Genomic DNA, 26,125 nt, shown 5'->3' on the forward strand with positions numbered 1-26,125 from the left:
GAGGTTATATGACATTTAAAGCAGATGTTCTTGCGGCAGCCAAACTGAAGGCGGAAGAACTTGAAGATTGGAAGTTTGTATCTAAACGGTATCAATCTCGCCCGGTAAAATTTTGTGACCTCATAATTGATCCTTTTTGGTTTTTTTATGGTTCTCCCGCCGCAGCAATGATACAGCCTGCGGTAGGTGTTTATATTAAGGAGGTCGAAGTTATAGTATCTGATTTGTCAGGTCTTCCAGTTGGTAAAGTTGCTACTTTTTCAAAAAAAATTCATAGGAAAGAGTTGGGGTATCCTCTGGAATTTACCGTCTATGTTAAAGATTTTGGCAGTCAGCAAGAGGCAGTGGAACAAGTTTTTTATAATTTGGGTAGAATATTTCAGTTTGGTAAGGAGTATATAGACGAGCAGTATTGCTTAGATACTAAGGAAAAATTATACCTAAGTGTTCCTGAAGTAGCGCGAGGAATGCGATGCGTACATTATTGTGTTGTACGTGGGTTGCTTGGCGATACGGATTATATAAAAAGGGTGCTAAACAGAGAGATTGATCCTGAAGGTTATCAGGACCTAGAACTTATAGGTAAGATATTTGATTATTTTTCCTGAAAATTAGTTGTAAGGCTGGGAGAGTTCACTTTTTGTAGTGGGTTGTTATTTTTTTTGATATGTATTTTTCGATGAATTTTCTTTTCTAGGATTTTTTTGTGCGGCTGTAGATAACAGAATTGAGGTTTAATATGAATGTTTTGTTAATAGTTGGGGCTGTTACTATATTGATTGCACTTTACCGTGCAGCAACCAGTAAGAATATACCGCAAAGCCCGGCGGCATGTGGTATAGCATTCTTTACTGTTACTGCCGGTTTGGCCTCTTGGTTGTATCTATTATCTGCTATTCCTTTCCATTCCCTGTACTTGCTGGTGAGTATTATCTCATTACCCCTGATATTGTTATTGGGTGGTGCTATGGCGGCGCGTACAAGTGAGGATACTGCCTCAATGAATGCCAAAATTGTATTGGCTGTTGCGGCGGTCCCCTATTTGCTGGTTACTTTTATTGCTTTTATGAATTCTTCTGAGTGGGCCATTATTTATGCATTAGTAATATATATTCCCTGTATTATTGGTGGGCGATATATTGGCAGTAAATATTTGCAAGTAAAATGATGTAGAGATGGGTGGCTTTGTCGCTTCTATTGTGATAGCAAGATGGTGCGCGTAGCTACTTATGGGACTGGGAATCCGTTACCTGGCTTATCTATTGATGGCCTGGATCGCAGAGAGCTCCCGTTTTCAGGCGCCCCCCGGTAAATGCTTGATGGATTATACGATTATCAACAACAAATTTAAGTGAATAGACTATGACCACGGATTCTGGCAGCTACTGAGCCTCTCCGTTTCGTTAGGGAAAATGGGCTGGTTGATATCTGTTTTTTAGGTGGGGTTCGTGATGTACGGCCGCCTCAGCTCAAACCGTACCATCAATCAGCGTAATTAGATTGCGGGGTGGGCTGCGATTGCTTGTACTTGTTAAAAGCTGTTACTTCAACACAGCTTAGCGCTTGAGCTTAAGTGAGTTTTTTTGGGAATATGGTCGTTGAAAATTTATCCTCCTTTCTTTGTGGTGGGCGAGCTAAAGGTCGCAGATAGAAGAATAGATATAATCAAAAAGAGTGGCGCCTATTTTCTGTATTCAGACCTAGATGAAGACGTGATTTTGTATGATTTTTTTCGAGCTTGGGACTCATCTCAAGATATTAAGGAATGTTTGTTACCGGAAGTAGGTTCAGTTATATCTGGCAAGGTAGCTTATACGGATGTCGATGCTGATATTTTTGGCTTGGCTTATATCGAATCTCAGACTACGAAGCTTATAGGGGGGGTGGCTCCTGACCTGGAATTGCCAACAATGGAGTTTAGAGAGCTAATCAAACAGTGGGTTGACTTTCTAGAGATACATGGCCAATAAGTTTAATGAGGGAGTATCGTTGCTTCGGTACGGCTTGTCTTTGATGTCAAGTGGAATTTTTTTGTGGGGATACAATCGATGAAAATCTACGCTCCTTTTTCTGTGGTGGGCGAGCTAAGGACTGCAGACAGAAGAATAGACATAGTCAAAATATATGATAGCTATAGCTTGTATCCTAAGCTGGATGAAGAGGAGGTCTTGGAAGGTTTTTTTCAGGTGTGGGCAGTCTCTCAAGAAATTAAAGAGGATGTGTTGCCGGAAATAGATTCAGTTTTGTCTGGAGAGAAAAAATATACTGAGCTCGGTGCTGAGATTTTTGGGTTGGCTTATATCGAGCACCAGAACACGAAGTTTATAAGCGATATGGGTTCTCCTGACCTAGAGCTGTCAACAGTGGAGTTTAAAGAGCTGGTTGAGCAGTGGGTTGATTTTCTAGAGGCGCATGGACGATAAGTTCATTAGTGAAGGTGGTTATCGTTGATTCAATGTCGCCTAGTCATAGGGGTCGGGTGGACTTGTGGGTTTGTATATATCTATTCAGTCTAAAAGCTTATAGAGATTATCTCGTTGACCTTGGTCCAAAAGATCGTCTGAGGAGTTTGAATTTCTATGTTGTATGCCCGGTGGCTATGAAAATATTTTGTAATTATTAGCCTTAAGGGCTTTAGTGTTAATTTTTAATAAGTTGTTTATAGATGAGTGATCAAGTTTTCTTGGATGGGTTAAAGCGGCTGGAAATTTCTGATAAGCCCGGAAGAATAGAGCGCTGTGAAAGTAACTTTAAGCGCTTCCTGAGTGAAGGAGGTAAAGTAAGTGGGCCTTTGCTCATGTTAATGGATGCTCTTGTAGTGCAGACTTTACAAGCTTTATTTAAACAGGGTGATATTGAACAGGCGAAAGAATCTGCATTTGATGTTGGTAGGGTGCTAGCTTTATATTCACACTTTTATCCTGCTGATATGGGCAAGAGTCCAGATAGTCAGCTCCTGTATCCATTGATGTCAGATAGTCCGGAGTTAATCCATTGGGGCAAGCAATATTTCATTCCTTTACTAAGGAAAAGTCAGGGTAAATATGTTTGCGATAATATAAACAACCCTGAATTCCATGCTCTGCAACTCAGGCTAGCGCTTGCCGGTGATTGGGGCTTGTTGAAAAGTAGAGCTGAGGCCTTTTTGTCAGGATCTCCTAAAAAATACAAGCTTTACGCTATTGATAGCCGATTTTATATAGCTATGTGCGAGGGGAATATTCATGAGATGGAAGCGGCTATAAGTGAGCTTTTGTCTCCAAAGGTATTAAGGCACCGAGATGCTGAGCCTTGTTGGGGGTTGGAGCATCGGTTGTTTTCGCCATGGCCATTTATTCTTTCTAAAATTGCTTTTATTAACGGTTTTTGCCTTGATGTACACATCCCAAATATACCTGGCGATATTTTGAGAGTATCTCCGCTAAAATCTTATAGTAGTGATTTAGATATATTAGAAGAGGTTTCACTTTTTGCACCTTTCTCCGACGTTGAGGAGATTTCAGTGAAAAACTTGAAGGCGCTATCACCGAGATCAATGAGTTCTTCTATTTTGAGTTTTGGGGAGGCTCTAAAGGTAGCTAACAAGGAGCACAATGTCGGCCAACTTTTGGAGCGGGGTTAAAGTTTATCATCTTTGTGAATTGTTGCTTGGGTAGTTCGTAGTATACCCATGAAATTCTTGAATTTCTCTTGGAGCTTAAATGCTTGGGGCGGTGAAGGTCGGCTATTTGTGATCTGTGAAGCAATAAGCTTTGATTCAGCTGGTGGTCGCACTGATTTTAAAAAAATATGCCACTTAAACCCTGGCGGCACGAGCTGCACATTCCTATTAATAGATCTTGGATTTGATGTATCTCTTAACCATTAAGAATGTGGGCTTTTAGATTTTTCAGCGGGCTCCTGCTTTACCTGATTTTATTCTCGTCTCACCTCAAAGTTGATGTTTTGTATGGTTTTTTATAATAAAAATTCTTTGAAGTCAGAGCATCGTATTGTTGTCTTATATCTTGTTAGTTGGGCACTGAAAATCCTAAGCTCTTTTATAACTTTATTCTGGTGAAGATATGTTAAATTTGAAGTGGTTGAATGTTTTCCTTGTAAGGACTTCTCTTGCTTTATTTGCCGGGCACACCTTTGCGGGAGAGGTCGTTTATAAAGGAGTAGTGGATAGTGATGGTGCAAAGCTGCATCTAGAGGTGTCAGGTCGTGACCCTTCTAAACCATTAATTCTGTTTCTACATGGCGGCCCGGGAGATGTGGAGTTGGGGTTAGTTCCATTTCAGGTAACTGTTGGGCGGGCGCTCGAAGAAAGGTATTTAGTGGCTTATCTTCATCAAAGAGGGGCCGGCAAGTCTCTTAAGGTGAGCGAAGACACATTAACGATAAAGAACAATATTCAAGATGTGCACAATGTTATTTCTTTTTTAAAAACGCACTATAAGAAAGATAAGGTTACCTTAGTTGGTCACTCTTGGGGCGGGGGGCTTGCAGCTCTCTATGCGAGTGAGCATCCTGAGACATTAGAGAGGTTGGTGTTTATCTCTTCCTTCCAGGATGCGCAGAAGCAGGCAGAAACCAGCTTAGAAGCAACTCTGCAATGGGCGAAGAAGGAAGGTAATCAGTTAGCCATACAGGAGTTACAAAAATATCAAGAGTCCCCCTCTGAGCATTATCTGCTGCTATCCAAGTGGGCGAGTCGAGCGAATGGTGGTATCGCGAACGGAGTTGATATTCGAGGTTTTTTAGCCGCTGAAAAAATTGATGAAGAGTTCCCTGGATGGCAGGAGCGGCGTGGAAGCTTAGCCGATAAGATGAACGATGAGCTTCAGGCGATGAGCGTTAATGGAGGTATCGATCATTTACAGATACCAGCTCTATTCGTTGTCGGTGAGAATGATTCCATTACCACGCCTTTACAGGTAAAGGCAGATTATAAAAGGTATAAAGGGAGTAAATGTTTCTCCGTACTAAAAGATAGTCATCACTTGCCTTTTATGGACGCAGCAGAAAGTCTGGAGAAGACTATGTTGGTCTTTTTGGAGGCCGAGGAGTGTATTAGTGACGCGTATGAGTAATGGATAGCAAGCCTGGCGAGTAGTGTCCGGGCCCTATAGCATTTTTCTGCTCTAGGGCCGGAAAGTTCGATTAAAACGAATACTTTCGTGGTAGCACTTTGCTTTTAAAAACCTGTTCTATCCCTTTATCGTAACCTGGATTAACTACGGTATCGTGGTTTTCACCCTTAATGACTCGCTTGCGTAGAGTCAAATTTTCATAATCGCGGGACTTGAGTCGCTGGGCTAGGTCCCTAAAATCTTGAACGCCGCAAACCTCTCCTTCTTCTAAGCAGATTTCCTCCCCACCAATAAACATATACACGCTTTTCGGTAAGTCAGTCTGGCGTTCGGCATAAGCGAGTTCACTTTCTAGAATTTGCTTATCCGCCCACCAGATGCTGGGGCTGCCGATCACATAGCGGTCGAAGTTATCGGTGTGATTGAAGAGGGCGTGCAGGGCTAAGAGCCCGCCGAGGGAGTGGCCAGCCAGTGTTTCGTCACTTTCATCTCCCTTGAAAGAATTATTGATAAAAGGCTTGAGCTCGTTCTCCAAAAACGCCAGAAATTGGTTGGCGCCACCACCCAGAGTATTCCCCCTAATCTCTCCAGGTACTGGAGTAAAATCCGTTAAACGTAAGGTGAAGTTAGAACTGTCCAGGGGGTGTGAGATACCCACCAAAATCACTGGTGGTAGCTTGGTATTGCCTTGCTCATCGGGTACCTGTTCGTGGATCAGGTTCGGTGCCACCATAGGGAAATTCATATACCCGTCGGTCATATATATGACCGGATACCGGGTATTGTCTTCCGGGTTAAAGGAGAGCGGCAGTAGCACATCAATTACAAATCCACGCCCCAGTAAGTCGGAATGAAAGTTGTAAGAGAGAATGCCCTGGCGGGTAAATGTTGTGGGTTCAGCGGTGCCGGCTTGCACAAACTGAGTGGCCAAAACCATTAAGCCTATAAACAATATTTTAATTATTTTCATCTTTATCCCTTAATGAGCCACGCTTAAGTGTGCTCAGCCGCGTCAGTGGGCGGTCAAGACTGACAAGCCTATCAGATCGGATACGAGACTAGCTACCTTGCGCTGTGCCAACAGTCGCAAAGATGAGTATATAAGTTGGAAAGGGAGTTGTAGGGCGCAGATTGGCGGGTGGAGTGGCGCCAGGAATATTCCCCTGGCGCTTCCACATCCTGTGAGGGAGGATTTGGTTATCTAATAGCTGGAGCAAAGTGCCTGGGCCATACGCAGAGAACCCACCTCTCCGGAGCGGCCGGCGAGTTTTGGTGGGACTATAAAAGAGCGGATGTTGCCTTGGGATACCTGGGGGAAATAACCACCTGCCAGGTCGAGAAACTTGTGGCGAATGCGTGGGAACAGGTGTGTTTGTTCCATAACGCCGCCACCGAGAATAATTCGTTCCGGTGAGTAGCAGCTGGTCAGGTTTATACACATGGTGGCTAGGTATTCCGCCTGTAGATCCCAGGCTGGATGGTCACTGTCCATACTCTGGCCGCGCAGGCCCCAGCGGTCTTCAATAGCGGGGCCGCAGGCAAGGCCTTCCAGACAATTGCCATGAAATGGGCAGTGGCCTGGGTAGGGGTCTCTTCGTCGATCCTGTGGCATCAACATATGGCCGATTTCCGGGTGCATGGCGCCGTTTACCAGTTTGCTATCTACCATTACCCCGGCGCCGATACCGGTGCCGATGGTGACGTAGACAAAATTCTTTACACCTACAGCGGCGCCGCACAGGTGCTCTCCCAGCGCCGCGCCATTGACATCAGTGTCGAAAGCTACGGGAATAGAGAGGGCCCCCTGTAACTGACCGGCCAGGTTGGTATTGGACCATCCATTTTTAGGGGTGTTAGTAATAAACCCGTACTGGCTGGATTGAGGATTTAAATCTACCGGGCCGAAGCTTGCGACACCCAGTGTGGAAATAGGGCCATGGCGTTGGGCGCCGGCCTGGAAAAATTCAATGACCTGACCGAGGGTTTCTTCCGGTGTGGTGGTTGGGAAGCTAGCCCTCTCCCAGACATCATCGGGATTTGCGGCAATTGCACAATTAAATTTTGTGCCGCCGGCTTCTATGCCTCCAAGCAAGGTATTTACTGCGTTGCCTTGCACTTCCATCCTAATTCGCTCCACTGGCTGGGTATTCTATTTAAAGAAATATTTGGTCGGTTAATTTTAACAGGCTACTCCACTGGAGGAGTGACTGCAGTAAGTTTCTCGTTGAAGAAAAAGACCGGGTGCCAACGGGGAGGCTGGACACCCGGTGTTTGCAAGCGGCCCTAAACGGGCTGCAAACGACTTACTGGAGTAGGGAGGACAACGATCAAAATGCGTAATTGAAGCTGACACTGGTGGAGCGGCCGCTGATGGCTCTGCCGCGAACAATATCTCCCGCCTCTGCGTAAGACTCTTCAACCTCAGTTACAACAAATTCATCAGTAAGGTTGTTTACGTTAAAGGAAACGGTGAGATCCTCAGTAACATAATAAGAGCCGAACAGATTTACCAAGACATAACTATCTTGTTTCAGCTGGTTGGAATCGGAAACGTAGTACTCAGTGGAGCCCTGCAGGCTGGCGCCGAAAATTAGGCTGTCACCAAAATTATACTGCGGGGTAATGGTGTAAATGATATCTGCCTGACGGCGGGGGGTATTGCCGACTACCGATGGGTTATTCGCATCTTTGCTGATTTCGGCATCCGTCCAGGTCAGGTTGCCGTTAACCGAGAAATCGCCATAAATATAGGAGCCTTCCAGCTCTATACCTTGTGCTTCATACTCGCGTACGAAAGTTAGGCCGCTGGTGATTTCCGCATTGGTCTCTTCGGTGATGGTATTGAAATAGGTGGCAAAAATATCAAAGTCACCAGCGGTAAACTTGTAACCGATCTCCAGCTGGTCAACAGAATCAAAGCCATCGGTGGTGTCGCTGAGGCTGCCATCACTATTTAAAGCGCCGCTAATTTGCAGCAGGCGATCGGCAATTGCGCGGCCACCTTCACTGTAACGAGCAAAAACCGCCATGCTGTCATTGATTGCATAGTTGCCGCCAAGGGAGAAGGAGGTGTTATCTGCATCATAGTCGACCAGTTGGGTATTGCCGTTAGCCATAGTGATAATGCCACCGGTAAAACCAAAGGCATCTGATGCGCTCGCATCTTCCACATCGCTGATAATGCCATCTCCGTTGATATCGTAATCGGTATCGCCACCACAGCAACTGGAAACCAGAGAGCCCTTTGCATTGACCATATCGTGGCGTGCACTGACGTCGAAGGTGAAGTCCCCAACATCGAAAGACACGTTCATATAAGGAGCGTAGGTTTCATATTCCAGGTCCCAGGCATAGGATAGAAAGCTTGCCGACCAGAGGCCATCATCGACTAACAAATCCCCGTTGGCATTCGCTGTGATGGTTAGATTCTGGGAGTCACTGCCATCCACGCTTTGGATTAGGGCATTCCAACTATTCCAGCTGGTCTTGATATTTTGCTTGGAGTAGTAGAAGCCTGCGGAAACAACAATGTTGTCATTAATGAGCTTATCGACTTTGAAATCGTTGACGATCAATCCCAGATCATGGATTTCTGTATCGAACAACAAGTTCAGATAGGCTAATTCATCGACCTCTCCGCCATTGGCGTAGGTCACAGTGGTTCCTGCACTACAGTCCACTGCAGAACCCTCTCCGCTAACGGCATTGGCACAGATCAGGTCTGCCATACTTTGTGCGGATTGTGGGCCGTAATTGCCAAAGGTGTCAGTAAAGGGGGAGATAAAGCTGCCGCTTATATCGGAGATTCTGAACTTGTCAGTAATGGTCCAGCCATTCTCAAATTCAAATTGACTCTCAAATCCATAGGCTTCTACCAGGGATTCAATACCGTCGCTAAGATCCCGATTTACCGGGTTGCCATAGGCATCGAAAGTAGAAATATCGCGGTAATTGTCGGAGTGCAGGGTCTGGCTGCTGGCATCGAAGTTGGCTACAGTACCGAACTCTCCATTGCCTTTATAAGTTACCGGGCCGGGTAGGTAAGTGGTCACCCGATCGTCAAGGTGTTTGTAGTAAAGGCGCACATAGCCGTTGTCAAAATCTTTGGTGAGATTGGCCTTTAATTGGCCACCGGAATCGCCATCAAAGCCGGTTTCACGAACACCTTCCCCCTCGCGCAGGAAGCCGCCTACATAAAACCGCAGGGTATCGCTGAGGTGGTGCCCGTAGCCGAAGTTCAGGCGGCTTTCATCGTAATCTGCACCAAAGGAGAGGCCTATATTCCCGCCTTCCTCTTCTCCGGTCTTGCTGATCATGTTGATCACACCGCCGGGGGAGTTGCTGGCAAAGGTGGAAGCAGAGCCGCCGCGTACACTTTCAATTCGAGATAGGGAAGAATCGGTTCGAATAAAGTTGTCGGTATTGCCGAAATTGACATCGCCGTATTCGAGTACTGGCAGCCCATCCTCGTGGATCTGCATGTACTTGGAGCCACCAGTGGCAAGCGGAATTCCCCTTACAGTGATATTGGCATTGCCACCGCCACCAGAAGATTCCGCGCGTATACCTGGCAGGCTGCGAAAAACTTCTGCGGTTGAGCGGGGGGCGTAGTTAGACAATTCTTCGGTATCTAGGGCGCTGACGGAAATGCTGGATTCCATTTTCGTTACGGGGCGTGCCGTAGCGGTAATGATGACTTCCTCAATCTCCAGCTGCTCTTGGGCGGTTACCACAGTGCTAACACTGGATGCCACCGCTATCGCCAGGGCGATTGAACTTGGTTTAAAACCTCTGACCCATTTGCAATCGGCTTGAAAGTCTTCTGCCTTCACGACGCTCTCCTCAATCATCACTTATGGTTATTAGTTTTTGCTGGCGGCCCATTTAGGTTGGGCTCTTCTTTTTTCTTGATTCGCATGGCGGGATGGCCATTTTTTATTTATTAAACCACTGTGATTTAATGTAGGCAATAGAATTTTTCGGGAAATTTGCATATTGATTTTAAGAGTGTAACTAAATCAATCAGTGAGAGTTACTCTTCAATGGAAGGAGCCCGGGTACTGCTTGGGTGCTGAAGAAAATTTGCTTGGTTTGTGGGGAGTGGGGCAAAGGGAAGGGTTTTTACTGAGATCTTGGGGATAAATATCTAAAGAAACTGCAATCAGTGGGAAGTTTCCAGCTATTGATTGCTTACAGGTTAGGTGAAGTCTTCGGCCCTGGTGGATATTTGGCAGGCGGCACGGCACCGGTACTTTCGCAAGATGCCGTTGGCCATCTATCGCTACTCTGCCAATTTTAGTTGTCCATTCGCAAGAAATTCGATCTTCTTGGGATCACAAATCCCGCCGATAAAATTGCCTTGTGCATCGTCGCGGTTAAAGGCGAGCAGATACCAGTGTTGGTCTGGCCCCTGTATCACCCGACCGGAATATAGGCTGCCCTGCTCGTCAGCACCGAGGAATCCATCACCAATAAGGGTGTATGGCCCATTTAGGGCATCGGAGACAAAATACTTGGTGCCGGTAAGTGGTTTTCCGCTCATAGAATGGCGGTGGGCTTGGCTGTGAAACTGAGTGGAGACAGAGCAGAAGAGATAGTAGCGGCCCTGGATTTTTTCAATCTGCGGGACTTCCATTTCTCCATACCAGCCCGGTGCCAGTATGGGTTCTCCAACTTTCCAGTGCAGGAGGTCGGTGGAGCTGGCATAACCCACTGCGCCGCGCCCGTCGGGACTGCCTTGATTACAACGGGCAGTGACATACATATGATAAAGGGCTTGATCGGGATCTTTGACAATCCAGGGGTCGCGCCAGGAGGCATCATGCCAGTATTCCAGGTTTAGACCGTCATAAAACTTGGGGTCTAACTCCACCAGAGGATTTTCCGGACATTTTTGCCAGTTTAAAAGATCTTTGGAGGTAGCCAGGCAGACCCGCTGAATAAGCCCTTTTTCTGAGTGTTTGGTACCCGTGTAAAACATGTACCAGGTGTCGCCCTCTTTATGTACGCAGCCGGTCCAGGTTGTGTAGGAGTCTGCAGCCTCATCGATGTCACCCTCTTGATATTGGGACGGTTTTATCGCGTCTTGCGTTGTGGTCCAATGAATCAGGTCGGTGGAAATGGCGTGACCGATCGAGACATGCCAATGGCGTAGCTCTGGATCGCCGAGGGATTTATCCGCTTGTAGATAAAACATATGGTATTGATCGCCATCAACGGCGAACCAAAAATCCCAAACCCATTTGTCTTTTAGGTTAAATGCCATCTCGCTGGTCACCTCACTGTTATGATTATGTAAAACGAACCAATACGGTTTTAATGTCTAATTAGTTGAGCCTTGATTTTCCGCTATATTTCAGGTTAAACCGGAACCCGCTCAGGAACTCCACCCTTCAATAGCACGGTCTTATCTGGTGCAAAATTGGAGTAAAAGGGCAGGATGGCACCGCCAATCGCGATGGCATCAATACCGATCTTACCGCTCATTATCTGGGGCTTGAAAACTCCGGACGGGGCGGCTTGCTGCATTCGCCTGGAGATGATTTCCACCAGCTCCTCCAGCAGGAATCGCGGGAGGTGCGCATCGATAACAACGGCCTCAAGGTCCAGTACGCTGACTGTGGAGAGAATGGCGTAAACCAGGGCATCAGCGCAATCGTCCAGCCATTCCTGTATGAGTGGGCGGGCCTGATCCATCACCGACAATAAATCAGCAGAGTCATTGATATTAATTTGGTTGGCGCGCAGGTGTCGGCGCAAGCCAAATAGTGAGGCTCGATTAAGTAAGGTCTCGAAGGCCCCTTCGGGTTCTGGGGTGCTACTGAGCTTGGAGGCAGGGACTGGCATGGTGGCCAGGTTGCCTGAGTTGCCATGTACACCAGTCTCCAGGCTGCTATTAAGCACCAGGCCGCCGCCGATAAAAGTGCCAACGAATATGTAGAGGAAATCGGAAACTTCAGTGCCTTTGCCGAATTGCAGTTCGGCGACTGCTGCAGCAGAGCAGTCATTTTCAAAAAAGACGGGTAGGTGGGTGCCTTTGGAAACCTCTTCTGCGAAGTTTATTTCTCGCCATTTGTTCGCCAGGGTATCGCTCATTTCCAATTCTTTTGTCCAGGCACCGATAAACCAGGGCATGGCGATACCAACGCCGACGAGTTTGGATCGGTCTTTTTTGACTAATTCTGCACTTAAATTTTCGATACCTGATTCTATATTTCTGAGTAGAAAGTCGGGCTCGGGGCATTCAAATTCCTGGCATATTTTCTTCAAAATATTGCCGCCAAAATCCATTAACAATAATTCAACATTACGCCGCCCGACTTTAATGCCTATGGAGTAAGCACCGGTGGGGTTGATGGTGTACATGATGGAGGGCTGGCCTTTGCCGCCAAGCCTGCGCCCCTCACGCATAACCATGCCAGTGCTCTCCAATTCATCCACGATGCGTGTAACGGCCTGAGGGGTGAGGTTGGTGAGGCGCGCCAGGTCAGACTTGGACGCAGTACCTGCTTTCCTTAGCGCGGTTAGCAAAACCCGTTCGTTATAGCGACGCAGGCCGCTGGAATTACTTCCCTTACCCATCTCTGTGCCCTTTTTGTAGAAAACGCGTATCCGAGAGTTTGATCTGAGACTATTTGTGACAAATAGGTCCATATAGGATTTTATTGCGTTTACCTAGCGTAAGCAATGAAAGTGAGATAAACGGTTGTTTCCCTAATTTATTGATTTTAAAGGATTTATTTATATTTTGGTGGTTTGCTTTACTTAATTAAACCACTGTGATTTAATTTTTTGCAAGTTCCGCAAACCATAAAAAATACGCAACTAGCGGTGAACGAGGAAGTTATGTCGGTCGATTTTGGTCTCCACCCCATCGATGCGATCATTTTGGTCGTCTATTTCGTTTTCACAATTGGCCTGGGGCTCTATCTCAGTCGTCGCCACGACACCGCTGAAGACTACTTCCTTGCTGGGCGAAAGATGGTTTGGCCGCTGATAGGGCTTTCCCTGTTCGCTTCCAATATCTCCAGCACCACTCTGATTGGTTTGGCAGGCGATGCCTATAGCACTGGCATAGCAGTCTTCAACTATGAGTGGATGGCTGCTGTCATCCTGGTTTTTTTCGCGATTTTTTATCTGCCGACAATACTTCGCTCCCGCATCTACACCATGCCCGAGATGCTGGAGCGGCGCTTTAATCGCACCGCCAGGACTTACTTTTCCGGTCTGACAATTTTCCTGAATATCGTGGTGGATACCGCCGGCAGCCTTTATGCCGGAGGCTTAGTGATGAAGCTGATTTTTCCTGAAATGCCGATGTCAGTGACCATTTCGATTTTGGCGGTGATCGCAGGTATTTACACGATTGCCGGCGGTTTGGCTGCGGTAATTTACACCGATACTATCCAGGCTCTATTGCTAATTTTTGGTTCAATTCTGATCAGTATCTTCGCTCTGGATCGCGCTGGTGGCTGGGAGAATGTGGTTTCCCAGGTATCCGCCCATCAATTGAGTTTGATCCGTCCAATCGGAGATTCCAGTGTGCCTTGGCTGGGGCTGGTCACTGGAGTGGCCCTACTGGGTTTCTATTTCTGGTGTACCAACCAATTCATGGTACAGCGGGTGCTGAGCGCCAAAGATATTAACCATGGGCGCTGGGGAGCGTTGTTTGCCGGCCTTCTGAAATTGCCGGTGCTGTTTATTATGGTCCTGCCCGGCACTATGGCGATTGTCCTATTCCCCGAGCTAGAACGGGCAGACATGGTTTATCCAACCTTGCTGTTTGAATTGTTACCTGTGGGCATTTTGGGATTGGTCTTGGCTGGTTTTGTTGCAGCCCTTATGTCTCAGATTGACTCCACGCTGAACTCTGCATCTACATTGGTGACGATGGATTTCGTGCGACAGCGTTTTCCCTCTTTGAACCAGCATCAGCTGATGCGCGTGGGGCAACTGGTCACCTTCATCTTTATGGTTCTGGCTGTGCTGTGGGCGCCGCAGATAGAGAATTTTGGTTCTCTGTTCCAATATCTGCAAAAAGTACTTTCCTATGCCGTACCCCCTGTTTTGGCTCTATTCCTAATTGGCTTTTTTTGGCAGGGAGCGACCTCCAAGGGCGCAATGACCACTTTGGTTTTGGGCACTGCCGGAGGAGTAACTCTATTCCTCGCTAATGAGGTGCTGGGTTGGACTAATTTACATTTCCTTTATATAGCGCCAATCCTCTTTGTTTTCTGCTCCATGGTGTTGGTGGCTTCCAGCTTGATAAGCCCGGCAAAGATTAGTGAGGAAGCCAGGCAGTTTGTTTGGTCTCGCAAAGACTTTGATACGGAAACCGAGGCGCTGCGCAGTGAGCCCCTTTGGCGCAATTATCGTGTACTTTCAGTATTACTGCTGATTACTACTGCCCTGGTGGTGGGCAGTTTCTGGTGATTGTTGAGTTTGTGTTCCAATGAATATAACCGATAAAAGCTATTCACTGATTTAAAAGAATCTCACACAGGATGGAACCCCTAATAAGCAATTAAAGGAGGTGCGAAAAGAGAAAATACTCAGGTGGTAGAGGTAATGAGGTAACTAACAATGACGGACTGATAGCACAATTAATAAAAGGGTAATGCCATGAGGTATATCTTTACAGTGGTGATCGGGTTTTTTCTTTCTGCCCCAGTTTTAGCAACTACCAATATATTGGATCTCTATTTTAATACCGCAGATAAAGGCGGAACCTTACGATATGATGAAATATTCTCCTATGGTAAGAGTGGTAATGGCAGTGACTTTGACATGTGTGATAGCTATTCCACCAAGCGTGTGCCGGGAGATAAAATAGCTGCTATTACCAGTTATAGCGGAGATGAACGTATCAAAGGCTTGAAGCTTGAATATCTATACGCTGATGATGACGAGGTGGGTAAAACGACTGGTTCAGGATTCCGCAAACTCCTTGGAGATATGGAATATATCCAGGGTTGGCGTTTTTATAAGAAACGCGATGGCAATATTTCTCGTATCCGTGTTTACTTAAAAGATATGTCAAATAACTCTACTAGAGAGATAACTTTTGGCAGTAATAATGGTTGGCATAAGTGGCAAGAGTATCAGCTAAGTATTGGTACCCGTTCAGTTGTGGGTTTTGCTGGTACCGCAGGAGATAGCAAGATTTGGAGTATTTACCCTTGTGTGGCTGACCGTTTTGATCTGGTTGAGAGTGGGGTTGAAATACACTGGGATCAAATTGTGGAAACCCCTGAGAATACAAAAACCTTCTTTGGTGAAAGATTGTTAGAGAATTTTTCTAGCGTAACTCAGAGTGATAGTACCGAAGTTTGGTATACGGATGGCAAGAGCGAAACTGATACTTGGACCAATACACTAGGCATCTCGGTGACTGCCGGCGTGAGCTTGACTGAGGGTTACAAGGTTGGAGTGCCGGGTACCGTTGAAAATAGTGGCTCGATCACGTTCAATTTTTCTGAAACTTTTTCAGCCTCAACTACGGTTGGAGAAACTTCGACGGTTAGTAATCAGAGAACCGTTAAGGAAGCCATGCCCGCGAGTGTACCCGCTTATAGCCTACTGGTGGCACGTATGATGGTAGAAAATAGCGAGGTTGAAATTCCTTATACCACTACTGTGACTAATCCCCATAACGGTGACGAGTTCAATTTCACTGGTGTGATCAAAGGATCAAGTTATTCTAAATCTCGTAAACGCTGGGATGTGGTGGGGAAAGCTTTCCCAGACCGCTATGAAGTGTATGAAAGTTATTCTTGGGTTGTAGAGTATTATGGCCTGGAAAATGTCACGATAATCTCTGATCCCGTGATTTAAGTACCGTAGGTTTATAAAGAAGGTCAGAGTGGCCTGTATAAGATCCGCTTAAATATTATGCGGGTCTTATACATTGAATTTGGTGAAATACTTCTTTAAGAGTTGAGTGGATACATCCATGTATCCTTCCAGATAAAATATTGTTATTCCAAACATCGCTTAATGGCGCTTCAGTCCCTGATTATGACGGAATACAAGCGGATTCTATCTTCATAGCATCCATAGTAACTCAGATTTACTGGGGTCTTTGACATAAAAGCAGACAATAAAAAAGAGACTTTGGTGTCATAGATTTGAGATTCATCATTCACTAGTACAAATGTCCTAGTGTCAGAGCATGCCACTTCAGCACTGGTATTTTCAAATCCTTTTAATCGAACGTCTACTCCTTGGCTGTGAACTTTGAGATAGTCAATGCGCGCCTGTTCAGTCCAGGCGGCACTTGCTGAAAGTGATTGAAATAGAGCGATACCCAGAACGATTGATACAACTGTTTTCATCCGTTACTCCCTGGCATGTGTATCGCCAACAAAAGGGGTTGGCAAATTCCTAGACATAACCAGTGAAATAATAGCAAAAACAGGGCGGCTTATTGCGTTGTGCTATCCGGTAGGTTTTTACGTCGCCAGGGCTATTTTGATGAAGTATATGCCCTGGCGTAGATTTATAAGCAGCTGGATATTACGTGCTTATTCTTCGTAAATGATTCTCTCGGTTTCCTTGATATGAAGCCGACGACGCTCTTGTTTTTCTCCTCGTATTCTGACGCGTTCACCAGATCTCATGCCCTTTTTTTTGATCTCCTTGGCATCTATAAAATAATACTGCCCTGTGTTTTCATCTTTGATGGAGAAGCGATGATCAATTTTTCCTGTTTTAAAATTTTCTGAAACCTCTTCTTCCAGTACTCCCGTTATAGTTTCCTGGCCAGAGGCGGTGGGAATTAATAGTAAGGTCGAAATTATTGTGAGTAAGTATCTCATTACTATTTCTCTCTTTAATTTGTATAGCTTACTGAAATGGTGGCAGTATTCATTTCATCACTTCTGGATTTAAACTCTATGGTGACTCCAGCAGCCGAATCTGTGAAGCTGCTGCCGGGCTCTTTAAGAGTGGCCACTTGGTTGGCGGTGTCATCTTTCAGATAATGCACAGTTACGGCCTTATCTTGCTGTGAACGAGGGTTTAGGATGGGGTGGGAAATATGATATTCCACGAAATAGTGATTTTCTCGATTGCTGCTACCGTTACTCTCCACCTTTATTATCTGTGGCATTGTTTTATTTAATTCGCCGGCGGTAAGTTCGATAGCCTGAATTTGAACCTCTGAAGCATTCCCCATACTTTTAGAAACAGATTTGGAATAGCCAGGGAAGCTGTTGTACCAACCCATAAAGTCCCTATGAGCGCTGCCAAATAAGCGTGACTGCCAGCTATTGCCCATGAAGGCTGCGGCAGCGCCATATTCACTTTCCCCTCGGTCGCTAGTATCCCCATCGTTGTTGTTATCATTGCCTGCATGGCCTAAACCAATGTTATGACCCAGTTCATGCCCCATAATTAGTTGATCGCTATCTGCAGTAACGATACTCCAGCGGCCATTGACCGCCGCGACCCCTGTACCAACTAACCCGGCATTGTAAGCGGCGGTTGGGAATATAAATACTCGATGGCGCCATGCGTTGAGGTCTACTGGGCGATTATTGGCATCGACAAAATTGCTTTCTACCCAGCGGCTTGCGTTATCTCTCCAAGTATAACCTCCATCGGAATATTGCCCATCCTGAGAGCTTGTGGCACGGTTCTGAGCATTTTGAACACTTAAAATCCCTCCATTTTGATTGTCGGGGATGCTGTATATAAAGCAGTCAATAGAGCTTTCTTCTTTATTGTCCTCACCATAGCAATATTGTGCTAGAGAATTATTGCTGCTGAGATGGCGCTGGAACTTTAGCTGACCCAGTGAGTTTTCTTTGTAAGTGTTATCGAGGGAGTCGGTAGCGTTGAATGTCATATCCGCAAGTTGGGAGATGCTGACATCATCCGTTACGGTGGCATCGGAAAAATTAACCAATATAAAAACGATACTATTTTGGGTGGCTTCAATCGTTTGGATCGCAAAAGTTATGTTTAGCTGATCTCCGTTACTGAGAGAAAAAACGATAGTATCTTCTACCGAGGCGCCACTGTTTAAATCGTTGGCATTGTTGTTCAGTTGGTATTCCCAATTACCGCTGTCATATAGTTTGAAGTCACCATACTTTCCGGCATAAGTCCCAGACTGAAAGGTGGGGCTGGTACTATCGGTATCCTCTAATTGCAGTGTACCCTGTGCATATTCACTAGTTCCTACCACTAATGTACTTAGCGGAGTGCTAGGATTGAATCTGTAGTCGCCAGTATCGGTGTTGCCCCCATCATTATCATTGTTGTTATCGGCATCTGTGCCGGTGTTAGATCCGTCATTTGTTTCATTATTAGGCTGATTATTATCAGAATTATTACTGCCTCCAGAGCCTCCACTACAAGCGGCCAGAATTACGGTTAATGTGAGAGCGCTAAACGTTTTAAGTGGACCAGGCATTGTTCCCCCAATTTATCTCTATAAGGTCATAGCCGGTGTTTAATGAGTTAAAAGATGGACTCCTATCAACTGGTACGGTTCCACCAATTGTGATTTAAAGAGTATTTTTTATTGATTTCGTCGCGGGAAGCTAAAAATTTTCACTTCTTATGTGCCTGTTTTGTGGTTTGGTGAGCACAGGAGGGTTCCAAGAGGAACACTTCTGATAGCCTGAAGTGAGAGACCTTTTGCACTGGGTGACAGAGCGTTTAGATATAGAGCGTTATGGCCCACCGATCACTTTGGTTGCTGTTCAGAATTGATGATGGTGGCCTCACTACTGATCTGTGAATTGGCCAGCTTTATTCGTCACTTGCTGGCCTGCACTAGCCGCTATCCACCATTTATCCCAACCATCTACGGCCTGTCCATCATGGAGACCACTCATCACTTGGGCTGGAGACAACAACTCGTGTTGCTAAATTGCTTCTATCAAGTTGGAGGTGATGATGAAAAGGAATACTTTTTGGCTGCTGTTGATGATGTCTCTGGTGGGTGAGCTCAATGCTCAGTCACTCACTCAGCAGTGGGAGTTGGCAATGGCTGTTAGCGCTAAGAATCAATCGAAAAGTGCCCTCTTCGATTCTGGGTCAGGTTATGAGCGCCAAGTTAAATTACAAGGTGCGCTGCAGGTATCGGACTGGGAAGGACAGGTTTCCATGCTGCATGAGGCAGGTAGTGGCGCTGGTGAGGAATCAGAACTTGTTGTGGAGGAGTTATTTTGGCAGGGGGATAGGTTCGGGTGGGACCTGCTTGCAGGTAAGCGTCGCCTGGATTTTGGTGTTAGCTACGCTCACAGACCTTTGGATCTATTCCTGCCTATGGAGCGCAACCCGGTATCTCTGCGGGCTGATGAGGGCGTTGCTGTCGTATCAGCCAGCCGCTTCACAGCAAGTGGAGAGCTGAGCCTGATGTTGGTTGATGCTAATGCTGGTCAACTTATTAATGAAGAGCTTCCGAGAGGTTTGGCTGCACGTTGGTACCAGCTGAAAGGTGTGAGTGAATGGCAACTACTCGGTTATTTGGATGATCAGCGTGGCTTGAATATCGGCGCCAGCTGGGTTGCGACCTATGGGGAGTCATGGGAATTACATAGCGAAGGCCGTTACCAGCAGCGTTATCGTCAATGGCTAAAGCCCGGTTCTCCAGGAGCTGGCACTTTACCCCGAGAGGGAGAACAGAGCGATGGCTGGCAGGCTCTGTTGGGCATGACCTGGACCCATACCGCAGGGCATACAATCATCGCTGAATACTGGTTTGATAGCAGGGCGTGGCATACTCGCGATTGGCAAAGGCTTGCAGACAATGCCAGCTGGTACAGTGAACAGGGGGAAGGATGGGATGCTACCAGATATGCTTCTGCTGCAGCTTTTTTAAGCGAAGCACGCAATCGCCATAACCTGATGATGCACTGGAGCTTATCTAATCACAATTACAATCCCAAATTGGATATTTTATATTCCCCTGGCGATAGAGGCATGGTTTTGACTGCTGGTATTAACCATGAAATGAAGGGCGATTGGACTCTGGGTGCATCAGTAAGGTATTTTGGCGGCGCTAAAAAATCGTATTTTACACAATTGCCGAATGAAACCCTTGTTACTTTGACTGCGAACATGAAGATATAAAAGGAATCATGGTGAAGTTGCTCAGTGAATATTTACGTATATTGATTCTTTGTATTGTTGTGGCCCTAATCACTAAACAAGTGTGGGGAGGGAGTTACTCTCTCAACTTTGGTATATCCCTAACCTATGGCTTTGTTGCTTTTTCTACGCGCAAGCTTATGCTCCACCTAAAACCGAACTGGCCACATGTACTCAAGTATGCAGTAACCATTTCGGCAACGACTGTGCTGGGTTCTATTAATGTTTGGTGGTGGGTCTCTGGCTTTGGAGTTTTTCCTGCGGTTAATGCCCTGATTTACTCACTAATTCTGGCTATCTTTTTGACGACTTTACTCTACCAGTTTTATCTTAATCGTGAACAGTCCCACAAGCTGGAGACTGAGCGCAAGGAAGCAGAGTTACTACAGGCCCAGCAACAAAAAACTCTGGTGCAAAGCCAACTGAAAGTATTACAAAGTCAAATAGAACCTCACTTTCTGTTTAATACACTGGCCAATCTTAAGATGCTGATTAGGCACGATCCACAGAAGGCAGAGCTACTACTGGATAATTTTAGCGATCTCTTGCGCTTTAGTTTGAATAAATCGCGTTCTGACTATGTGTCCTTGAAAGATGAACTTCGCAGTCTTGAAAGCTATTTGGCTATTCAGCAAATCCGACTGGGTGAGCGCTTGCAGTATAGGGTCGAACTGGCAGAAACCGTTAACCCTTCAACGGAAGTTCCGCCCCTATTAATACAGCCATTGGTGGAAAATGCCATTTTCCATGGTATTGAACCTTCACAGAAAGGAGGGTTGGTCTGTCTCAGGGTGGCTACGAAAGCTAGTCAGTGGATCATAGAAGTGGAGGACAGTGGAATTGGTTTGCAGGCTGCAACCAATAAGTCAAAGTCAAACAAGCACAATGGTTTGGCTTTAAATAATATCAAGGAGCGTCTTGCCACTCTATACCAGGAAAAAGGCAAGCTGCAGATAAGTAGTAATCAACTGGGCGGGGTTACCGCTAGATTGGAGTTTCCATGCGCGCGATAATTGCCGATGATGAACCCTTGTTGTGTCATCATCTGGATAAAATGTTGGCTGATGTTTTTCCGGAACTTGTGGTAGTTGGTAAAGCAGCTGATGGTCAGGAGGCATTAACTCTTTGCCAGAAAGAACAGCCTGATGTCATTTTTCTCGATATCCGTATGCCGGGTTTGGACGGTATTGCGGTTGCTTCCGCGCTTAACAAGCTGGAAATCAAACCTGTAGTGGTCTTTATTACTGCCTATGATGAATATGCAGTAAATGCTTTTGAGCAGGAAGCCGTAGATTATTTGTTGAAGCCCATTGATGATGAGCGACTTCAGCTAGCTTGTGAACGTATCAAGAAGCGTCTGGAAAGTAGAGCGGAAGAGCAGGCGCAAGTGAGTCCGAATATTGCAGCTTTATTGCAGCAACTCAATGTCGGTAAGCCGGAATATCTACGCTGGATCAGGGCTAGTAAGGGAGAGGATGTACACCTAATCTCCTGTGATGAAATTTCGGCTTTTGTCGCTGAGGACAAGTACACCACTGTTTACTCAGACCAGGGCCAGCATATTATACGCACACCGCTTAAGGAATTGATGACGCAGTTGGAACCTGATCTTTTTTGGCAGATACACCGATCAACGATTGTTTGTATTAAGCGAATCGATAAGATTAACCGAGGGCTGACGGGCTCAGCTACGGTAATTATGGATGATGGGCAAAAGTTTTCTGTGAGCCGTAGGGCCGCGGCAATGTTTAAATCTATGTGAATGTATTTTTTGTTTATTACATAGAGAGAATAAATTTAAGGTGGTAAGGCAGATTAATTATAACCGGTTCACAGTAAGCGCCGGTTCTTAATTGTCCTAACTAAGAATGACATGGAGTCACGATGCAAGATTATTACTCTTCCACAGAATTAAGAGATTTTGCCAGTGCTTTATTCCAGCGTATGGGGCTCGCTAAGGACAGGGCCGACATAATCGCTAATGTATTCTTGCAGGCAGACTTGCTCGGTTTTACCACCCATGGCTTGCACCGGGTTGTGAGCAATTTAGAGTGGTTACAAAGTGGTGAGTCCAAGCTTAGTGGTGGACCCAAAGTGTTGTCCGATAGGGGTAACAGCTTTAACTGGGATGCACAATTTTTACCTGGTCCCTGGGTGCTTAGCAAAGCCATTGAACAGGCATTGTCACGAGTATCTGAACAGGGTGTTGTTACCGCTACTATTCGCCGCAGCCAGCATATTGCCTGCCTAGCTGCCTATTTACCTCAGGTAATCGAAGCGGGTTATGTGGCGATTCTAACCTGTTCAACTCCGGGAGAAAATACTGTATCGCCTCAAGGGGGAATTGATCCATTGTTCTCTGCGAATCCCCTGGCATTTGCGGCTCCGGCCGGAGATTACCCTCTGTTGTTTGATGTGAGTATGTCTATTACAGCAGGTGCCTATGTGTCACGTGCAAAGCGAGAGGGTAGGAAAATGCCTTCCGCTTGCCTTAAAGATCATAATGGCAAGATTTCTGATGATCCCTCGGCGTTCAAAGATGGTGGCAGTATTTTACCGATTGGTGGTGCTGATCACGGTTACAAGGGGGCGGCACTAAGTGCAATGTTGGAGGTGTTGTCGATGGCACTTGGAGGCTATGGCCGTGACGATGATTCAGCCAAACACGATAAAGAGGCCAACTCGGTTTTCTTACAGATAATTGATCCCCAGGCTTTTGGGGCAAAAGCAGACTTTCTTCGTCAAACCATTGCTTTAAGTAACCTCTGGGAGCAAAATCGCAGTGATAGCGATGAGCCTGTAAGAGTCCCTGGCCAGCGTGCTTGGGCGAATCGAACACGGCAATTGCGTGATGGGGTAGAGTTATATCCCTCTATTATCAAGGATCTTCAGCCCTGGGCTGAAAAATTACAGGTTCCCCTTCCCTCTGTATTAACTAAGAGCTAATTTTTACTGACAAATTCATTCTCTTAGAGTGATCACCTTAGTTATAGCAAAAGCATCAGCTCAACACTACATTAAAGACGAAACCCTTGGTGCGCCTGATAGTGTGTCGGTGGGGATGTTAAGAGGATGTAATAAAAAAGAATGGCTCAAGGGCTGATATTTGTAAGGATGTTATGAGTGAGGATGGAAAGTTGAAGGTAAACATCTTGCATAACCACCCTAGTAAGCCTTATAGATAAAATACTGAACCACCTAAGTTGGTACATATTGCGGACTTCTCATTTGCTTTCTAGCTGTTGAGCTGCTAAGAGGTTATTTGCCTGATTCTTTGAATTTTAGGGGCTTTGCATGAGGAATGTGTTGATTTTGGCTGTAGCTCTGTTGATTTTTCAAAAGTGGGATAAGATAGCGCTGTATTTTAATCCGCTTCCGGATTACGCCTCTCTGCGGCCGGGTGAGGTTATTCTCTACGCTACCGAATGGTGTGGCTATTGCCAGAAATCACGTGAATTGATGAGAGAGCACAATATACCATTTTATGAGTATGATATTGAGAAGTCCCAGCAGGGCAGGTCTCAGTATAATCGCCTAGGTGGCAAAGGTGTTCCTGTCTTGCTTATTAATGGAGAGGTAATTCATGGATATAATGCTAAAAAAATATTAAGTGCTTATTCAAAAGCTCAGAGCACAAGCTTTTTGTGATTAAGGTTGAGAATGATAATAAAAAAATCGTTTCGTACAATAGCCCTTGCAATTACTATGGCTGTGGTATGTAGCTGTTTAGGATTCAGCTCTATAGCAGTTGCAAATACTATTAGCACCAAGCTGGAAAAGAAGGGAAATGGTAACTGGTTTGTTACCTTTGTGTCAGAAAAGCCAATAAAGAAGCTCGCCTTTAAAAGCTCTCCGGATAACTCAAGAAGCAAGCGTTGGGTTCCTACTTCTAACGGGTATCAGTTTGAGTTTGTTGATGAGGAAGAGAGTTTAGTGCGTGAGGACGGCAGTGCCTTTACAGAAGCTACTTTTCATCTTACCCCAACTTATACGGCCCTCCCCAAGGAATATGCCCCTTTCTCCCCGTTTTCGGATGGAAGTTATTTATTGCATACGGGGAGATTTTTTTCCTGCGCAGATTCTTGCGAACCTAGCCTAAAGAAGTGGTATTTGACGATTGTTGCTCCCGAGTCTGACAATATTATCCTGCATGGCAGGATCTATCAGGGAAGTATTGAGTGGGCGGCTTTCGATGAAGGCAGCAAGGTCTATATTGGTCATGGAGAACCGATACAGAGTGATCACTTTGTAAGTGTGATCGATGAACTTCTACCAGAGAAGCTGCAACATCAGATGAGCACTCAGTTGCCTGAGTTGATGGATTTCTTTGCTGATAAAATGGGCACACTTGGCTATAGGCCCGCGTTGTTTGCTTCTTTTAGTTCTACAGACGATGGTCGACATGGTCATCAAGGTGGAACTCTGCCAGGCCAGATATTTATGCATTGGTATGGTAAGAAGTCTGTTGTTGAGGCAATTGATGTCGATGAATTGTTTTGGCTTTTTTCCCATGAAGTTGCCCATTTATATCAGAGAGAGGGCGCAGATGTTATAGATACAGCTGACTCCTGGCTTCATGAGGGAGCGGCTGATTATTTTGCCGGTTTGGCGTTCGAGAGTATCCTTTCTAAGGGTTATCTGTCACAGAAGATAAAGCAAGCAGAGCAGAAATGCCTTGCCAGCCTGGGGGAAAATCCGGTTTATCTGGATGCGTCACGTAAGAATCCACGCATTCACTATAATTGCGGTCTTCTGATTATAAATGCGATAGATACATACCTGAAAGAGCAGGGCTCTATTTCCATTTATGAATTATGGAATCTCTATTCTTCTAAGATTTCAACTGAATCACCGGCCGGGGCGGCTCAATTTCTGTTTGCAGCCAAGCCTTATCTACCGTCAGCAATGGTTAAAAATTTAGAAAAATTAAACACCCCTGGCTTCTCTGCTTTAAAATTTATTAGCAAGTTGGTAGCTGACAGTACCTAATAATCAATTTTTCAATACTAAGGTTTTCTTACAGATGGGTGAGTTTGGGCTTACCCTCTAAATATGTTGGACCTAATTTTTATATATGTGTTCGAGCTGATTTGAGAGGTCGCTTAGGGACAATATCAATTAACTGGTTCTGCTGTACCACCTCCTAGGAAGTAACTTGCCAAAATAGTTTACGCCTCGCCATTTACCACTTATCTGTGGCTTCTAACTCCATTCAGCCCAAAGATTCCCCGTTTATCTCTCTCCTTCCCCTTTTGTCGCACGATCAAGACCCCCTCCATAACCAGCGCTAATCTGCTCCCAACCTAAACGCAAGGAGAGAAATCATGAAGAAGATTATTGCAGCGGCACTGATTCAACTGGGTATGTCTACTTCCGCTTTTGCCGCAGTGGATGCGCAGTTAGAAGGGCTATATAACAAGGCGGCGCAGCAGGGTGGGGATGCCATTGAAGTTTCTTACGAGGCTTTCAAAGTTGCCCAGCAGCAAGATCCCACAGACCCTGCAGCCCTATTCTACCTGGGTGCCAGTGAGACTCTGATGGCCAAGGAGAGTTGGTTGCCTTGGAAGAAGGTGAGCTATGCAGAAAATGGGATCGCCCGTATGGACAAAGCCCTATTGATGTTGGAGGAGCTTGAAAATCCTGGCCGCTCGGCTAGGGGGGTGCCCCGGGATTTGCTTTTTAAAGGGATTGCGGCCACCACTTTTACCACTGTACCTGCTTTTTTCAATGCTTTTGATCGAGGATTTGAGCTCTATGGGGAGCTGATGAATGATCCGCGTCTGTCGCACATGCCGGTACAGGCAGTGAGTTGGATCTACTGTGGTGCCCTGGAGGCTGCGGATTTGGGTGAAAAGTCAGATCAGAAAAGTGAGTGGCAGGCAAAGGTCAATACAAGAGGGGCTCAGGCACTTTGTAAGCTGGATACTGAGTAGTAATTGGGATTGGAG

The 26,125-nt window shown here is 45.8% G+C and carries 24 protein-coding genes; 16 read left to right on the plus strand and 8 right to left on the minus strand.

Annotated features, from left to right (window positions below):
* Positions 1–8 precede the first annotated feature (8 nt).
* The 6 genes from ACJJJA_RS08435 to ACJJJA_RS08460 all read left to right on the plus strand — a co-directional run bounded on the left by ACJJJA_RS08435 (position 9) and on the right by ACJJJA_RS08460 (position 5,075).
* Positions 9–608: a hypothetical protein gene (locus ACJJJA_RS08435; protein WP_444904303.1), complete on the plus strand. Its 600-nt coding sequence runs from the start codon at positions 9–11 to the stop codon at positions 606–608.
* 131 nt (positions 609–739) lie between these two features.
* Positions 740–1,168: a hypothetical protein gene (locus ACJJJA_RS08440; RefSeq protein ID WP_444904304.1), complete on the plus strand. Its 429-nt coding sequence runs from the start codon at positions 740–742 to the stop codon at positions 1,166–1,168.
* Positions 1,169–1,598: 430 nt separating this feature from the next.
* Positions 1,599–1,970 (plus strand): hypothetical protein, encoded by a 372-nt coding sequence (locus ACJJJA_RS08445; RefSeq protein WP_444904305.1) that lies wholly within the window; start codon positions 1,599–1,601, stop codon positions 1,968–1,970.
* Positions 1,971–2,048: 78 nt separating this feature from the next.
* Entirely contained in the window at positions 2,049–2,423 is a 375-nt protein-coding gene (locus ACJJJA_RS08450; protein WP_444904306.1) for a hypothetical protein, read from the plus strand.
* A 242-nt stretch (positions 2,424–2,665) separates the two neighbouring features.
* A complete protein-coding gene (locus tag ACJJJA_RS08455) occupies positions 2,666–3,622 on the plus strand; it encodes a hypothetical protein (RefSeq protein ID WP_444904307.1) in 957 nt (318 codons plus the stop codon).
* A 442-nt stretch (positions 3,623–4,064) separates the two neighbouring features.
* Positions 4,065–5,075, plus strand: a complete 1,011-nt coding sequence (locus tag ACJJJA_RS08460) for an alpha/beta fold hydrolase (RefSeq protein WP_444904308.1) — start codon at positions 4,065–4,067, stop codon at positions 5,073–5,075.
* A gap of 70 nt (positions 5,076–5,145) precedes the next feature.
* On the opposite strand, the gene ACJJJA_RS08465 is transcribed toward ACJJJA_RS08460, so the two are convergent.
* The 5 genes from ACJJJA_RS08465 to ACJJJA_RS08485 form a co-directional block, all read right to left on the minus strand.
* The gene (locus ACJJJA_RS08465; protein WP_444904309.1) at positions 5,146–6,045 is read right to left on the minus strand and encodes an alpha/beta hydrolase; all 900 of its coding nucleotides are present in this window, start codon (positions 6,043–6,045) and stop codon (positions 5,146–5,148) included.
* Positions 6,046–6,276: 231 nt separating this feature from the next.
* Entirely contained in the window at positions 6,277–7,197 is a 921-nt protein-coding gene (locus tag ACJJJA_RS08470; RefSeq protein WP_444904310.1) for an ROK family protein, read from the minus strand.
* Positions 7,198–7,402: 205 nt separating this feature from the next.
* Positions 7,403–9,907, minus strand: a complete 2,505-nt coding sequence (locus ACJJJA_RS08475) for a TonB-dependent siderophore receptor (RefSeq protein ID WP_444904311.1) — start codon at positions 9,905–9,907, stop codon at positions 7,403–7,405.
* A gap of 449 nt (positions 9,908–10,356) precedes the next feature.
* The gene (locus ACJJJA_RS08480) at positions 10,357–11,340 is read right to left on the minus strand and encodes a glycoside hydrolase family protein (protein WP_444904312.1); all 984 of its coding nucleotides are present in this window, start codon (positions 11,338–11,340) and stop codon (positions 10,357–10,359) included.
* A 95-nt stretch (positions 11,341–11,435) separates the two neighbouring features.
* A complete protein-coding gene (locus ACJJJA_RS08485) occupies positions 11,436–12,656 on the minus strand; it encodes an ROK family transcriptional regulator (RefSeq protein WP_444904313.1) in 1,221 nt (406 codons plus the stop codon).
* 264 nt (positions 12,657–12,920) lie between these two features.
* On the opposite strand from ACJJJA_RS08485, the gene ACJJJA_RS08490 reads away from it, so the two are divergent.
* Entirely contained in the window at positions 12,921–14,507 is a 1,587-nt protein-coding gene (locus ACJJJA_RS08490) for a sodium:solute symporter (protein ID WP_444904314.1), read from the plus strand.
* A 189-nt stretch (positions 14,508–14,696) separates the two neighbouring features.
* Positions 14,697–15,908 carry a hypothetical protein gene (locus ACJJJA_RS08495; RefSeq protein ID WP_444904315.1) on the plus strand — a complete coding sequence of 404 codons (1,212 nt, stop codon included), beginning with the start codon at positions 14,697–14,699 and terminating at the stop codon, positions 15,906–15,908.
* 170 nt (positions 15,909–16,078) lie between these two features.
* Here ACJJJA_RS08495 and ACJJJA_RS08500 read toward each other — a convergent pair whose 3' ends face one another.
* The 3 genes from ACJJJA_RS08500 to ACJJJA_RS08510 form a co-directional block, all read right to left on the minus strand.
* Entirely contained in the window at positions 16,079–16,408 is a 330-nt protein-coding gene (locus ACJJJA_RS08500; protein WP_444885543.1) for a hypothetical protein, read from the minus strand.
* Positions 16,409–16,597: 189 nt separating this feature from the next.
* On the minus strand, positions 16,598–16,891 hold the full coding sequence (locus tag ACJJJA_RS08505) for a hypothetical protein (RefSeq protein WP_444885542.1): 294 nt from the start codon (positions 16,889–16,891) through the stop codon (positions 16,598–16,600).
* A gap of 14 nt (positions 16,892–16,905) precedes the next feature.
* Entirely contained in the window at positions 16,906–18,492 is a 1,587-nt protein-coding gene (locus ACJJJA_RS08510) for a VCBS domain-containing protein (protein WP_444904316.1), read from the minus strand.
* A 301-nt stretch (positions 18,493–18,793) separates the two neighbouring features.
* Between ACJJJA_RS08510 and ACJJJA_RS08515 the strand changes: the two genes are divergently transcribed.
* The 8 genes from ACJJJA_RS08515 to ACJJJA_RS08550 all read left to right on the plus strand — a co-directional run bounded on the left by ACJJJA_RS08515 (position 18,794) and on the right by ACJJJA_RS08550 (position 26,110).
* Positions 18,794–19,030: a hypothetical protein gene (locus tag ACJJJA_RS08515; protein ID WP_444904317.1), complete on the plus strand. Its 237-nt coding sequence runs from the start codon at positions 18,794–18,796 to the stop codon at positions 19,028–19,030.
* Positions 18,978–20,159, plus strand: coding sequence for a TonB-dependent receptor (locus tag ACJJJA_RS08520; protein ID WP_444925257.1), 1,182 nt, complete (start codon positions 18,978–18,980; stop codon positions 20,157–20,159). Before ACJJJA_RS08515 ends, ACJJJA_RS08520 begins: the two co-directional genes overlap by 53 nt.
* 8 nt (positions 20,160–20,167) lie before the next feature.
* Positions 20,168–21,190 (plus strand): sensor histidine kinase, encoded by a 1,023-nt coding sequence (locus ACJJJA_RS08525; protein ID WP_444904319.1) that lies wholly within the window; start codon positions 20,168–20,170, stop codon positions 21,188–21,190.
* Positions 21,178–21,939 (plus strand): LytR/AlgR family response regulator transcription factor, encoded by a 762-nt coding sequence (locus tag ACJJJA_RS08530; RefSeq protein ID WP_444904320.1) that lies wholly within the window; start codon positions 21,178–21,180, stop codon positions 21,937–21,939. Before ACJJJA_RS08525 ends, ACJJJA_RS08530 begins: the two co-directional genes overlap by 13 nt.
* Before the next feature lie 122 nt (positions 21,940–22,061).
* Positions 22,062–23,123 (plus strand): Ldh family oxidoreductase, encoded by a 1,062-nt coding sequence (locus ACJJJA_RS08535; RefSeq protein ID WP_444904321.1) that lies wholly within the window; start codon positions 22,062–22,064, stop codon positions 23,121–23,123.
* Positions 23,124–23,471: 348 nt separating this feature from the next.
* Entirely contained in the window at positions 23,472–23,825 is a 354-nt protein-coding gene (locus ACJJJA_RS08540) for a glutaredoxin family protein (protein ID WP_444904322.1), read from the plus strand.
* Positions 23,826–23,837: 12 nt separating this feature from the next.
* Positions 23,838–25,166, plus strand: coding sequence for a gluzincin family metallopeptidase (locus tag ACJJJA_RS08545; RefSeq protein ID WP_444904323.1), 1,329 nt, complete (start codon positions 23,838–23,840; stop codon positions 25,164–25,166).
* A gap of 335 nt (positions 25,167–25,501) precedes the next feature.
* Positions 25,502–26,110: a hypothetical protein gene (locus ACJJJA_RS08550; protein ID WP_444904324.1), complete on the plus strand. Its 609-nt coding sequence runs from the start codon at positions 25,502–25,504 to the stop codon at positions 26,108–26,110.
* Positions 26,111–26,125: the final 15 nt, after the last annotated feature.

It is taken from the genome of Microbulbifer mixtoriginis (SeqCode), assembly GCF_052466865.1.